Genomic DNA, 13,552 nt, shown 5'->3' with positions numbered 1-13,552 from the left:
CCCTGATGAACCCAAAAAATCTGTGCCTGTCCCTGACCTCACTGTGTTTGCTCGCGAGCGCCAACAGCGTACTGGCTGAGGACTGGACCTACAGCCTCAAGGCCGGCGTGGCCAACCTGCCCCGCTACAGCGGCAGCGACGAACGCATGACCGCCCCGGTATTCGGCGGCGCCATCGTCAGCCCCTGGGGGATTTTCCTCGACACCGACAAGGGCCTGGGCTGGGGCTACGAAGGCAATGCCTTGAGCTTCAGCGCTTATGTCGGCGCCAGTGGATCACGCAAAGACAAAAACGAATCCATGCACCTGGGCTCCAAACGCCTGAAAGGCATGGGCGAAATCAAGTCACGCCCGCAGTTGGGTGTGAGTGCCAGCTACAACCTGGGCGGCATGATTGTCGGCGCCACGCTGGAACATGCCCTCAAGGAAGATGACCACAAGGACAGCGGCAAAGCATTCACCCACCTGGAACTGAGCCTGGGCACCAACCTGTATGAAGGTCGTTTCGGCTCCGTCGACGCCAGCCTCAGCAGCCACTTTGGTGACCGTGACTACTTGCAGACCTGGTACGGCGTGACCACCGACCAAGCCGCCCGTAGCCGCTTCAAAGCCTACAAGGCGGGTGCGGGCAATATCAGCAATGGTATGAACCTGGTATGGAGCCTGCCAATCAGCGAGCACACGCAATTCTCGACCTTGCTGGATGTGCAGTACCTGGCGGATGAAGCGGGGAAAAGTCCGATTGTGGAGCGCCGGTTGCAAACATCGGTGATGGGCGTGCTGGAATACAGCTTCTGACTGTACGGATCACCAAGAGGTATTTATTTACACATCGGTCATGAACCGCTCCCAGAGGTTGGACACAAAAAGTAGTCAGGTTCCTTCCCTGCTGCCTTGTTGCCAACCCTTGAGAATGTCCAAATGACCGTGCCAGCATTGTCTCGCCCTCTACAAGCGTCGTCCATCAGCTCAAATGAGCACGAGCGCACTGAATCTCCTGCATCGACCCAACTGCAAACCGAGCCATCAGCGCTTGAAAAACTGATTGCTGAGACACCCAGGTTCAAGGCCGATGCAGCACTCAAAAATCTCTACGCCAATGCCTTGTCTAGCGCAGCGAACACGCCACCCCTTTTTACCCGTGCTATCACGGGCATTGAGCCGATCCCCAGCGACTGCACATTTGGACAATGGCGCCAGCACCTCGACACCTTGGTGGCAAGTGACGACTTCAAACAATGGGCTGACGACAATCGTATTGATTTGACCAAGCCCGTGCGAATCTTCCCTTCCCGGAATTCCCAGCCAGGCTTTATCAGTGCCACCCTGAAACCCACCCCCTCGGCGCCCGCCAACATCAGCGCGTCGAACAACCCCAATTCACTGCCACGTGCATTCGGTGCCGGTTTGGGTGATGGTCTGTCGCTGCCAGCCTCCTGGTCGCTGATCATGCAAGCTGCCAACACCCTGGGCAGCGGCAGGACGTCAGTCAGCGTGACCCCGGCAGGTCAATCGTCACCCGATGTGCACGCCGCACGTTCTGCACACATTGAAGAGGTGGCGGCCTTTTACGGAGAAACCATTCCCGATACCCAGAGTGCACTGCAACAAAGGGCAACCGAATTAAAACAGGCTGGCGCGTTCCCGCACCTCGATACACCTGCAATGCCCGACACATTTGAAATGCGTGGGGAGGTGGCGCTCGAGAATCAACGATATGAAAGGGGCGACATTCAAAACATAACGCTTTTATCCAAGAGTCTTGACGCTGCCTTGCTATCGCTCGGCGCAGACGCTGCAACCTCCTACACGGACCCGACCTTTTTGGGGGTACGCCCCACTCCGGAACAAACCGTTCGCCAGGAGAAGGCCTCGATTGCGGCAACGCTGGAAAATACAGAGCTAAAGATCGCCCCTGCCTCTTGGTACTTTCAGGACCAGCAACTGACACCTGAATCAAAGGTAACGCTCAAGCAGTTCATCGTCGACAACGGCTGGTTTGTACCTCAGACAAAAGACGATATAAGTAACCTGATTCAATCCCTGAGGCGAGGGCCATTACCCGCACTCCCCAACGGCAACCTCACTGGCGCCATGGGCTGGCAGGCACCGCTTGATCAACAAGAAAAAAGACAGCTCTACAGCAACGTCCGCTATAACAACCTCAACCTGCCAGGGCTTGACGCTCAGACACTGTTGGAGATTCGAGGCGGGGCATTTACCTACCTGACTAAACACCTCCACTGGACCCGTTCTGAGCTCGCTGATCCGCGCAACGTCATTGCGGATATTCTCGACTCGCCCAAAGCCGTGGCCCTGGAAAATGCCCTGCAGAAAAAGATGGGCGCAATTGAAAGCCCCAGCAGCCGAGACTGGGTCATGGGTGCGATGGTGGCCGGGCTGGATTCCGATAACACCTTGATGCCCCCCAAACGCAATCAGACAGCCCAGTTCAATCTGGCTGATGAACGCTTCTACGGCAAACCGTTGAATGACATCAAGCAAGGCCTGATTGACCATCTGACAGAAAGTCACCGCTGCACACAAGAGATGGCACCTGTCGGGGCCCACCTCTTGCTGTCGAGCGCAGCACCCGAACTGTTGGTCAAAGACGTTCCCGCTGAACTGACCTATGGCTCTCCGGCCTGGTTCCTCCTGAAGACAACGGTGGCGCTGATCGAAGCCAAGAGCCCCGGAAGCAGTTCTTCGTTGAGTTTCCCCGAGGTGCTCAAGTACGCGGCGATCGACCCAGTTTCGGAAGAAGACGCTGCACTGCTGAGTGAAGCCAAGCGCGAAACGTTAATCGACTGGGCATTGGTACACGGTATTTTACCGGCCTCAACAGAGGCAACTTACTCGCCAGAGCAGCTCAACAAGGCACAGGAAACGTTTGCCAGCGTCATGGAATCACTGAGAAAGGTCTCCAACGACTTGACCGCCCCGCTTCCAATGCAGAAAGACATGGCACTGGCGGTACTCAAGGAGCATTTCACAAATGTATCGTTTGAGCGCGCGATTTTATCGAACCCGAGTATCCGACAAAAAAACGCCTTGGACAGCGGCCCCATGCACGTCACCTTGGGGCCCTATTCGTTGCTGGATGTTTACATTAACAACCCTGAAGAAAGCGGATGGAGGTCGCGTGAAAACAACCCAGAAATGGGAAGTGCGCCGGACTACCTCGGCCAGTTGCCGGACATCAATAACCTGCACCGAATCGCAATAGCCAATTACAAGCAAGGCAGAGAAGAGGGTCTTGTCAATAGGACCAAACACCTGATTGCACAACTTCCCCTTGAGGATCGCAAACAGCTGGAATACGGAGAGCTCGTCCCTTACGTCGAAGGAACGGTTATTAAACACACCAGTTATTTACCAGGCGCCACGCTCAATCATGATCGCAAGACACCCGAACAGGCCCAGGACAGGCGTTCACTCATCATCAAGTCGACACACGGCGCCAACGTAAAATTTTACGAAATCAGCCCACAGCAAAACTATATTAAACATCGCGAAGACTTAGGCGCCGACTTCAAGCCGGGTCCACAAGGCCAGTGGATCAAAGAGGATCCAGGTTTTTTGGGCGGCGAGAGGTATTCAAACACTGCAATTGAGACGTTCAGCCTGGAGGAAAAAGACAAAAGCAAATTAACAGCTACGCCGCCCCCCCACCTCACTAACCCAGCTTCGTATACCAGCGACCGCAGCCAATTTCTCGGTGAATTATTGTCCAGACACACCCTTGGCCCTGCGAACCTCGAAGAACTGGTTGCCGCTACGCGCCACATCACTCAATTCGACAAGGAAGACGATGAGTTCGAGAAAAATCAGGAACTGTTGCTGGGCTCCATTCCCTTCGTCTCGCTTGCCAGAAATGCAATCAAGGGAGACTGGCTGGCAGTGGCTTCGGAACTCATATTTGACGGCATCATGTATGCGACAACGGCTGGATTTGGCAAGGCTGCGAGATCGGTAAAACCACTGGGAAGCGTTGCAAACAGTGTAGGGAAACCTGTGGGGAAAAAACTGTTTGAACAGGTGGCGGCCTCAACCTCCGAGAGCGTGTTAAACCGCTTGAATACGCTTGGACCGGGGCGAACCGGCTCGTACAATTTTCCGAAGACGGCCCGCCGTCCAGATATTGCAGAGGGCACTTACAAGAAAGGCCTGACCGAGATATCGACTCCGGCAGGAGTCGATGCAAAAACGGGAAAATACTTTGCAGTGGACCCGGTAAACCAACGGCTATACGGAAAGCCACTCGATAACTTCAAACCTCAGGTTTCTAATTGGGTCGACGATACATTGCCGGGACTACCCAGCACGTCCAACGCAACCAAACGCACCGCACTGGACATTGGGTTAGGGCGTGACAACGTCATTCAAATGGGTGGGCCCATGCGGGACTTAAAGTTGATTGACGAGGAAATTCATACATTTGCCGATACTTACAAAGGCACCAACCGACTCAACATTGTTGCACATGGCATCGAACGGAGCTGGACTGACAAACTGAAAGGAAACGGTACAAAAGTGTACATCGACGGCACGCTATATGACGCGCCTGACCTGGTTAACTTATTAAAAGGCAAAGGTGTGGATCCCTCCAGCTTCGATAACGTACGCCTTCTGGTTTGCCACTCAGGAGAAGGCAGGAGCAATGCATTCGCACGCCTTTTCCAAAAAGAAATCAAAAAGCCAGTCAAGGCGTTTGAGGGAACCGTATCAATAGCGCACGGATCAACAGAAATGACCCATAGGCGTAACATCGTGCGAAACGAAATCCAAAAAACCTACCCGCAAGCAACTCAGTCAAATGTCAATCAAGCCGCCGACATATTGGTACAGGACAAATTTATAGGAAAGATCACCCAGCACGTAGAGAAACTGCACGGTAAGAAAATTCTTATAAATATCGCTCCCCCCGACTCGCCGGCACGCTACCAACCCACAACCATCAGCTACCGACCGCGTCACTTCAATCGATAATCCGAGGGCCTATTCGGCATACGCCCACGTCATCCGAAACGAAGCCCCACCCCACTCCGAGTCCAGCACCTGCACCTGGCCGCCATGCCACTGCGATACCCGTTGCACCAGCGCAAGGCCTAGGCCGAAGCCGCCGGTGCGGCGGTCCCGACTGGCGTCCAGGCGCATGAAAGGTTGGAAGATTTTGGAGCGACCTTCTTCCGGTACGCCAGGGCCGTCGTCACACACACGCACTTCGTAGCCACTGCCAAACTTGACCAGCGACACCTCCACACGACGCTCCGCGTAACGGATGGCGTTGCGCAACAGGTTGATCACCGCACGCGCCATGAAGCGCGGCTCGATCTGGATAAAGTCCACCTCGCACGTACGCAACGACAGTTGGATGCCCGCCGCTTCAGCCTCCAGGGCCACGCTGCCGATCACACTGTCGAGCCAGCTGTGGGCCTCGATGCTTTCGCGGGTGACCTGGGTCGCGCCACGCTCCAGGCTGGCGTAGGTCAGCAATTCGGAGACCATTTCCTCCAGCTCGCCCAGGTCGGCATACATGTCGGCAATCAATTCGCCACGCTGGCGTGGATCGGTCTGTTGCTTGAGCTGGTCGAGTTCGAACGACAGGCGCGCAATCGGCGTGCGCAGCTCGTGGGACACGGCGTTGGTGAGCTCGCGCTGGTTGGCGATCAGGCTTTCGATACGCTCGGCCATCTGGTTGAAGTGCCCGGCCAGCGAACGCACGGTGGAACGGCGTGGCAGCAGAATACGTGAACTGAGATCGTTATCCCCGAAACGTTGGGCGGCCAGGCGGATGTGCTCCAGGTCGCGCCAATGCGGGCGCACCCAGAAATACAGCACGATCGCCAGGCTCAAGCCCAGCAGGCTGTAGGCCCACAAGTACAGCCATTTCGGCTCGTCGGGCAGCTTGATATTGAGCAACTGAGGGCCGCCGTCGATATTGGCGATGAACTCCATGAAGTCGCCCCGCACCACCAATTGGCCGGCCGCCAGCAACTGTTGCTCACGTGGGTCCAGCGCCAACTCATCGCGCTGCACCAGTTTGAGGTGCAGACCGTAATGCGGTTGCAGCTCGCTCAGGCGCGCCTGACGGGCGTCGCCGAGCAAGGGCCGCAATTGCTCGACCAAACCATACGCCGGGCCGCGCAGGGCTTCGCGGTTATAGGTTTCATTGGCTTCGGGCAGCAGCTCATCAAAGGTGTAGTTGACCAGCCAGATCGCCCCCGCCAGCCCCAGCGCCAGGATGATGTACAGGCGAATATAGAGCCGCAGCATCTAGGCCTCCCACGCGAACGGATTGAACAGATAGCCCTTGCCCCAGATGGTCTTGATGCACACCGGTTCGCGCGGGTTATCGTTGAGTTTGCCGCGCAGTTTGCTGATGTACACATCGACACTGCGGTTGAGGCCGTCGAACGCAATGCCACGCATGCGGTTGAGGATGTCATCGCGGGACAGGATCGTCCCCGAATGACTGGCCAACAACCACAACAGTTCGAACTCCATGGTGGTGAGGTCGATCTTGTCGTCCCCCAGGCTGACCACCCGGCAACTGCGATCGATGGCCAGCCGCCCGAAAGCCAGCGATCCGCGCACGGTCGGCTCCGGCGCCTGGCGTCGTTGCAACGCACGCAAACGTGCCAGCAACACAGGGGGCTTGATCGGTTTGATCACGTAATCGTCGGCACCGGACTCCAGGCCAAGGATGTGGTCCAGGTCATCTTCCTTGGCCGTGAGGATCACGATCGGCGTGTCGGACACCGTGCGAATCCCGCGACACACATGCAGCCCGCTCTGGCCGGGCAGCATCAGGTCGAGTACGACGATCTTCGGCTTGAACGCCAGGAACGCGGCCAGGGCCTCGTCGCCCCGGTGCTCCACGCGCACCTCAAAGCCATGCTGCGCGAGAAAGTGCGCAATCAGCCCTGCCAGTTTTTCGTCGTCCTCAACGAGCAAGACCTTGCCCAGTCCCAGGTTTTCCATAAGTTCTCAGTTTGCAGACACGGATTGAAGAGCGGGCATTATAGGTGGCAAGCTGGGCAACTAAAGCAGCTGGCCAGCATTGGCCGACGAAGCTTCATGCTTTTAAGAGTTTTTAACAAATACCCTGCAATCTTTAACGCCATCCACAGGGAGTTGTATGCGCAAGGATTACCTGGCGTTCTTTGTTTCGCTGTTCCTGTCGCGGCTGGCGGACCAGATTCTACTGTTTATCGTGCCCTTGATCGTGTTCCAGACCACCCAGAGCGTGGCCTGGGCCGGGCTGGCGTTCTTTATCGAGTCGCTGCCGCGCTATCTCGCGTTCCCGGTGTGTGGCGCAGTGTGCGACAAGTTCGCACCGGTGCGCATCCTGCATATCAGCCAGGTTTACCGGGCATTGGCCTGTGTGACGGCCGTGGTTTTGTACGGGGTATTCGACGGCATCGTCTGGATCGTACTGCTCTCGGCGCTGTGCGGCGTGCTGACTACCCAGGGCATCATGGCGCGGGAAGTGCTCATGCCCCATGTCTTCCCCCACTACAGCTACGCCAAGACGCTGTCCTATTCGCAGATCGCCGACCAGAGCGGGCTGGTGCTCGGGCCGCTGGTGGCGGCGCTGATGCTGGAAGTGTGGGCCTGGCACTGGGTCGTCCTCGGGGTGGCCGGGCTGTTCTTGTTGGCCGACCTGGCGATGCGGCTGTGGCAACGCTCCAGCACCGTCAACCTGGAAACCTTCGAGCAGCACCGGGATATCTGGCTGCGGCCGTTGAAGATTGCCTTCGGGCATATCCGCCGCCTGCCGGAACTGAAGCGGATCATCACCCTGGCCGTGGGTTTGAACCTGATCATTGGCGTGACGCTGGCCACGTCTGCGGCGATGGTGACCGGCCAATTTGCACAGGATAAGGACACCTATGCCCTGCTGCAGGCGGCCGGCGCCCTGGTGACCATCGGGATTCTGTTTTACCTGGCGCGGGCCGGGCTGCCGCTGAAGGTGCTGGGCGGCTTGTCGTATTCGATGATTGCAGTCGGTGCGGTGATCATGGCGGTCAGCCCCGGCGTGTGGCTGTACGCCGTGGGCTTCCTGCTGGTCACCGGCTTCGACAAGATGTTCAACGTCTACCTGCGCAGCACCCGTCAGCGGGTGATTCCCGTGCAGGACTTCGGCAAGACCGTAGGTGTGATCACCTTACTCAACAACCTGCCGCAACCCTTGGCGGGCCTGGCAATTGCGCTGTTGGCGGCACCGCTGGGCACGCAGGCGGTGATCCTGTTGCTGGCCGGGATCACCGCGCTGATCGGCGTGGCCGTGGCCTCAGGCTGGCACGCCACTGTGAAAGCGGAACTCGAGGTCGGGTGATTCGATCAGCTCCTGCTCGGCCGCCCTCACCCGCTCAATCACCTGGGCAACATCCTTGGCGTCGCCGTACTGGTAGGCCAGCTTCAGGTAACCCTGGAAGTGCCGCGCTTCGCTTTTCAGCAAACCGAAGTAAAACTTGCCGAGTTCTTCGTCCAAATGTGGCACCAGCGCTTCGAAACGCTCGCAACTGCGTGCTTCGATAAACGCGCCCACCACCAGCGTGTCCACCAGCTTGACCGGTTCATGGGTGCGCACTACTTTGCGCAAACCCGAGGCGTAGCGACCAGCATTCAGTTGGCGCAACTCGACCTTGCGTTTTTTCATCAAGCGCATGACTTGTTCGTGGTGCACCAGTTCTTCACGGGCCAGGCGCGACATCATGTTGATCAGGTCCACATGGCTGTAGTACTTGGCGATCAGGCTGAGGGCGGTGCTGGCGGCTTTGAATTCGCAGTTCTTGTGGTCGATCAGCAGGGTGTCCTGATCGGCCAGCGCGGCCTGGACCCAGGCGTCAGGGGTGCGGCAACCGAGGAATTCGTGGATTTCGGGCAGGTTCATCGGGCTCACGGGCAAAAGGATCACAAAAGGCCGGCGATTATACCGACCCCGCCGCAGACCACCAGCCACCGGCCTTGATGTGCATCAACATGACGTGCGCCACCCAGCAACTATAGTTGTTCCAGGCCCACTCTTTTTGGAGATCCCGATCATGCAAGCCATCCGCAGCATCCTGGTGGTCATCGAACCCGAGCATTCGGAAAGCCTGGCCCTCAAGCGTGCCAAGCTGATCGCCGGGGTCACCGGCGCGCACCTGCATCTGCTGGTCTGCGACAAGAAGCATGAGCACTCGGCGCTGCTGGCTCTGCTCAAGGCCGGTTTGCAAGAGGACGGCTACAGCGTCAGCACCGAGCAGGCGTGGAATGCCAGCCTGCATGAAACCATTATCGACGTGCAGCAGGCCGAAGGCTGTGGGCTGGTGATCAAGCAGCATTTCCCGGACAGCCCATTGAAAAAGGCGCTGTTGACGCCTGCGGACTGGAAGTTGCTGCGTTATTGCCCGACGGCGGTGTTGCTGGTCAAGACCGCTACACCGTGGGCTGGCGGCGTGATCCTGGCGGCGATCGATGTGGGCAATACCGACGGTGAGCACCGCTCATTGCACAATTCGATCATTGACCATGGCTTTGATATCGCCCACCTGGCCAAGGCGCAGTTGCATGTGATCAGCGCCCATCCGTCGCCGATGCTGTCGGCGGCGGACCCGACGTTTCAGCTCAAGGAAACCATCGAGGCGCGTTATCGCGAGCAATGCAGGGCGTTTCAGGCGGAGTTCGACGTGGACGACAAGCATCTACATATCGAGGAAGGACCGGCGGACGTGCTGATACCGCATCTCGCCCACAAGCTGCAGGCGGCGGTCACGATCATCGGCACCGTGGGGCGCACGGGTATTTCCGGGGCACTGATCGGCAACACCGCAGAGGTCGTGCTGGATACGCTGGAAAGCGATGTGCTGGTGCTCAAGCCAGAAGAAGTGATGGACCGCCTAGTGGAACAGGCCACCAAAGCCTGACTGCTAGGCGCCAAACGCATCCTTGAGAAACCCCGGCGCGATATAGCGCTGGTAGTGGGCTTCGGACAGGATAAAGAACTCCCGATCAATGGCGTCGCGCAGGTCCGGCAACGGCCAGTCGCGAAACTCGGGCAACAGCACCATGCCGTAGGCCTCCAGGTTATTGATCACCCGCGCCCCGCGGGCGATCAACTGGTAGGCCCAGCAGTATTCGGACTGGTGCGGCACGAAGCGGATCTTGCGCTGTTCCAGTTGGCCGCGCAGGGTCTTGGGGTCAAAAACTTCCAGTTTGCCGGCCATCACCTGCACCAGCAGCTGCTCCAAGCGCAGCCAGACCGCACGTTTTTCCTCTTCGCCGTAGCCGTTCCACTGGATCACTTCGTGGTGGAAGCGCTTGCAGCCACGGCACACGAGATCGCCGTAGACCGTGGAGCACAGGCCGACGCAGGGGGTCTTGATGGTTTGGTTGGACATGGGCAACGGCACGCAAATCAGCGAAACAATGCGCCATGTTAGCCCTTTGTCTAAGCTTGATCACCCAGCAAACTTGGTTAGGCAACTTACCTTTAGATTTTTTTTGCCGTAGAATCATCCGGCCTTGTAAGGCGCCAATAATCCGCTGGAAGCTGTTTTCAAAGCGTCACGAGCACAGTCGTTCCTTCAGAACGGTGTTGGCGATGGTTAATGACTCGGTAGGTCAGAGCCCTCGCCAACCCTCATCAGCTCCGTTCTGCAGGCGTAAAACTTTGAAAGCAGCTTCTGTGAGGAATGCCGGCAGCGCTGGCTTTGCGGCCCAAAAAGCCCCCGAGCGCATGCGTGCCGTTCATTTCTGGATGAGCGTCCCGTGGGACCACTGATGAGGGTAATAACTGTGCTTGAAGCCTACCGCAAACATATCGAAGAGCGTGCAGCCCTGGGTATCGTTCCCCAGCCGCTTAACGCCGAACAAACCGCAGGCCTGGTCGAGCTGCTGAAAAATCCTCCGGCTGGCGAAGAAGAATTCCTCGTTGACCTGATCACCAATCGCATTCCACCAGGCGTTGACGAAGCTGCCTACGTCAAGGCCGGTTTCCTGTCTGCCCTGGCCAAGGGCGAAGCCACTTCCCCCCTGATCAGCAAGCAACGCGCTGTTGAACTGCTTGGCACCATGCAAGGCGGTTACAACATCGTGACCCTGGTTGAGCTGCTGGACGACGCCACTCTGGCTCCGGTCGCCGCCGCCCAACTCAAGCACACCCTGCTGATGTTCGACGCGTTCCACGACGTGGCTGAAAAAGCCAAGAACGGCAACGAACACGCCAAAGCCGTGATCCAGTCCTGGGCCGACGGCGAGTGGTTCAGCAACCGCCCTACCCTGGCCGACAAGATCAGCCTGCGCGTGTTCAAGGTCACCGGCGAAACCAACACCGACGACCTGTCCCCTGCGCCTGATGCCTGGTCCCGTCCTGACATCCCGCTGCACGCCCTGGCCATGCTGAAAATGGCCCGTGAAGGCATCGTACCGGACGAGCAAGGCAAGACCGGCCCGATGAAGCAGATCGAAGAAATGCGCGGCCAAGGCTTCCCGATCGCCTACGTGGGCGACGTGGTCGGTACCGGTTCGTCGCGTAAATCGGCAACCAACTCCGTGCTGTGGTTCTTCGGCGACGACGTTCCGTACGTGCCGAACAAGCGCGCTGGCGGCTTCTGCTTCGGCAGCAAGATCGCTCCAATCTTCTACAACACCATGGAAGATGCAGGCGCACTGCCAATCGAATTCGACGTTACCAACATGAACATGGGCGACGTGATCGACCTGTACCCGCATGCTGGCAAAGTCTGCAAACACGGCACCGACGAAGTCATCACCACCTTCGAAATGAAGACCCCGGTCCTGTTGGACGAAGTCCGCGCCGGCGGCCGTATCCCGTTGATCATCGGTCGCGGCCTGACCGACAAGGCCCGTGCCGAACTGGGCCTGGGCCCAACCGACCTGTTCAAGCTGCCAGAAGCGCCTGTCGACACCGGCAAAGGCTTCACCCTGGCACAGAAGATGGTCGGCAAGGCCTGCGGTCTGCCAGAAGGCAAAGGCGTTCGTCCTGGCACCTACTGCGAACCGAAGATGACTACCGTGGGCTCCCAGGACACCACCGGCCCTATGACCCGTGACGAACTGAAAGACCTGGCGTGCCTGGGTTTCTCGACCGATCTGGTCATGCAGTCGTTCTGCCACACCGCGGCCTATCCAAAGCCGATCGACGTGACCACCCACCACACCCTGCCTGACTTCATCATGACCCGTGGCGGTGTATCGCTGCGTCCAGGCGACGGCATCATCCACAGCTGGCTGAACCGCATGCTGCTGCCGGACACCGTCGGTACCGGTGGTGACTCCCACACCCGTTTCCCGATGGGCATCTCGTTCCCGGCCGGTTCTGGCCTGGTCGCGTTCGCCGCAGCCACTGGTGTTATGCCACTGGACATGCCGGAATCGATCCTGGTGCGCTTCAAAGGCAAGATGAAACCTGGCATCACCCTGCGTGACCTGGTTCATGCCATTCCTTACTACGCGATCCAGTCGGGTCTGCTGACCGTAGAGAAGAAAGGCAAGAAGAACGCCTTCTCCGGCCGCATCCTGGAGATCGAAGGCCTGAACGACCTGACGCTGGAACAAGCTTTCGAGCTGTCCGACGCCTCGGCTGAACGTTCGGCTGCCGGTTGCACCATCAAGCTGTCGAAAGAGTCGATCACCGAGTACCTGAACTCCAACATCACCCTGCTGCGCTGGATGATCGGTGAAGGCTACGGCGACCCGCGTACCCTGGAACGTCGTGCTCAAGCGATGGAAGCCTGGGTCAAGAACCCAGAGCTGATGGAGGCCGATGCCGACGCGGAATACGCGGAAATCATCGAGATCGACCTGGCCGAGATCAACGAGCCGATCCTCTGCGCACCGAACGACCCGGACGATGCCCGTCTGCTGTCGAGCGTTGCCGGCGAGAAGATCGACGAAGTGTTCATCGGTTCGTGCATGACCAACATTGGTCACTTCCGCGCGGCCGGTAAGCTGCTGGAGCAGGTCAAGGGTCAGCTGCCAACTCGTCTGTGGCTGTCGCCGCCGACCAAGATGGACGCTCACCAACTGACCGAAGAAGGCTACTACGGCATCTACGGCAAGGCTGGCGCACGCATGGAAATGCCGGGCTGCTCGCTGTGCATGGGTAACCAGGCACGTGTAGAGCCGAACTCGACCGTTGTGTCGACGTCGACCCGTAACTTCCCGAACCGTCTGGGTGACGGCGCTAACGTCTACCTGGCTTCGGCCGAGCTGGCGGCAGTGGCTTCTACCCTGGGTCGCCTGCCGACCGTCGAAGAGTACATGGGCTACGCGGCGAAACTGGACACCATGGCCAGTGACGTTTACCGCTACCTGAACTTCGACCAGATTGCTGAGTTCCGCAAGATCGCAGCTAGCGCCAACATTCCGGTGATTCAGGCCTAAAGTGTTGATGTGAAGAGGCGCCGCGTATCGTGAGGTACGCGGCGTTTTTTTATGTCTGGGATTTGGGTGGGACTGGGTACATATCCGTTATTTGGGTAACGGCTGATATGGGTTCCGCCCTTACGGCGGGTCACTTTGGAAAAGCCCCAAAGTAACCA

Annotated in this window: 9 protein-coding genes; 5 read left to right on the top strand and 4 right to left on the bottom strand. The window is 58.2% G+C overall.

Translation table 11 applies throughout. The annotated features are described in order from the left end of the window. The first annotated feature begins 5 nt into the window (after window positions 1-5). Window positions 6-797 carry a MipA/OmpV family protein gene (locus tag HX812_RS28260; protein ID WP_080642322.1) on the top strand — a complete coding sequence of 264 codons (792 nt, stop codon included), beginning with the start codon at window positions 6-8 and terminating at the stop codon, window positions 795-797. Between the two features lie 123 nt (window positions 798-920). Then, window positions 921-4,988, top strand: coding sequence for a hypothetical protein (locus HX812_RS28255; RefSeq protein ID WP_038841884.1), 4,068 nt, complete (start codon window positions 921-923; stop codon window positions 4,986-4,988). A 9-nt stretch (window positions 4,989-4,997) separates the two neighbouring features. Here the strand turns inward: HX812_RS28255 and HX812_RS28250 are convergent, their stop codons facing one another. Together HX812_RS28250 and HX812_RS28245 are read right to left on the bottom strand one after the other, a co-directional pair. Then, complete coding sequence (locus tag HX812_RS28250; protein ID WP_038841886.1) at window positions 4,998-6,275, bottom strand: ATP-binding protein; 1,278 nt, start codon at window positions 6,273-6,275, stop codon at window positions 4,998-5,000. Further along, on the bottom strand, window positions 6,276-6,983 hold the full coding sequence (locus tag HX812_RS28245) for a winged helix-turn-helix domain-containing protein (RefSeq protein ID WP_038841887.1): 708 nt from the start codon (window positions 6,981-6,983) through the stop codon (window positions 6,276-6,278). A 157-nt stretch (window positions 6,984-7,140) separates the two neighbouring features. Here HX812_RS28245 and HX812_RS28240 point away from each other — a divergent pair, with 157 nt between their 5' ends. After that, complete coding sequence (locus tag HX812_RS28240; RefSeq protein WP_038841889.1) at window positions 7,141-8,340, top strand: MFS transporter; 1,200 nt, start codon at window positions 7,141-7,143, stop codon at window positions 8,338-8,340. Here HX812_RS28240 and HX812_RS28235 read toward each other — a convergent pair. Further along, complete coding sequence (locus HX812_RS28235; protein ID WP_038841891.1) at window positions 8,296-8,898, bottom strand: tRNA-(ms[2]io[6]A)-hydroxylase; 603 nt, start codon at window positions 8,896-8,898, stop codon at window positions 8,296-8,298. The two genes, HX812_RS28240 and HX812_RS28235, sit on opposite strands and share 45 nt — an antisense overlap. A 151-nt stretch (window positions 8,899-9,049) precedes the next feature. Here HX812_RS28235 and HX812_RS28230 point away from each other — a divergent pair, with 151 nt between their 5' ends. Next, window positions 9,050-9,913 carry a universal stress protein gene (locus tag HX812_RS28230; protein ID WP_038841892.1) on the top strand — a complete coding sequence of 288 codons (864 nt, stop codon included), beginning with the start codon at window positions 9,050-9,052 and terminating at the stop codon, window positions 9,911-9,913. 3 nt (window positions 9,914-9,916) lie between these two features. Here the strand turns inward: HX812_RS28230 and HX812_RS28225 are convergent, their stop codons facing one another. Further along, complete coding sequence (locus tag HX812_RS28225; RefSeq protein WP_016979484.1) at window positions 9,917-10,387, bottom strand: DUF1289 domain-containing protein; 471 nt, start codon at window positions 10,385-10,387, stop codon at window positions 9,917-9,919. A 397-nt stretch (window positions 10,388-10,784) separates the two neighbouring features. Here HX812_RS28225 and acnB point away from each other — a divergent pair, with 397 nt between their 5' ends. Then, window positions 10,785-13,394, top strand: a complete 2,610-nt coding sequence (gene acnB / locus HX812_RS28220; protein WP_033898481.1) for a bifunctional aconitate hydratase 2/2-methylisocitrate dehydratase — start codon at window positions 10,785-10,787, stop codon at window positions 13,392-13,394. Window positions 13,395-13,552 lie beyond the last annotated feature (158 nt).

The organism is Pseudomonas sp. IPO3749 (assembly GCF_013386605.1).
In the GTDB taxonomy this organism is placed as follows: domain Bacteria; phylum Pseudomonadota; class Gammaproteobacteria; order Pseudomonadales; family Pseudomonadaceae; genus Aquipseudomonas; species Aquipseudomonas azotoformans_A.
The sequence above is the reverse complement of the archived record's forward strand: the minus strand, read 5'-3'. Positions and strand labels throughout refer to the sequence as shown.

Excerpts from the sequence above, each read along its gene's own strand:
- HX812_RS28260 (WP_080642322.1), top strand. The coding sequence starts at position 6 with ATGAACCCAAAAAATCTGTGCCTGTCCCTGACCTCACTGTGTTTGCTC.
- HX812_RS28255 (WP_038841884.1), top strand. The coding sequence starts at position 921 with ATGACCGTGCCAGCATTGTCTCGCCCTCTACAAGCGTCGTCCATCAGC.
- HX812_RS28250 (WP_038841886.1), bottom strand. The coding sequence starts at position 6,275 with ATGCTGCGGCTCTATATTCGCCTGTACATCATCCTGGCGCTGGGGCTG.
- HX812_RS28245 (WP_038841887.1), bottom strand. The coding sequence starts at position 6,983 with ATGGAAAACCTGGGACTGGGCAAGGTCTTGCTCGTTGAGGACGACGAA.
- HX812_RS28240 (WP_038841889.1), top strand. The coding sequence starts at position 7,141 with ATGCGCAAGGATTACCTGGCGTTCTTTGTTTCGCTGTTCCTGTCGCGG.
- HX812_RS28235 (WP_038841891.1), bottom strand. The coding sequence starts at position 8,898 with ATGAACCTGCCCGAAATCCACGAATTCCTCGGTTGCCGCACCCCTGAC.
- HX812_RS28230 (WP_038841892.1), top strand. The coding sequence starts at position 9,050 with ATGCAAGCCATCCGCAGCATCCTGGTGGTCATCGAACCCGAGCATTCG.
- HX812_RS28225 (WP_016979484.1), bottom strand. The coding sequence starts at position 10,387 with ATGTCCAACCAAACCATCAAGACCCCCTGCGTCGGCCTGTGCTCCACG.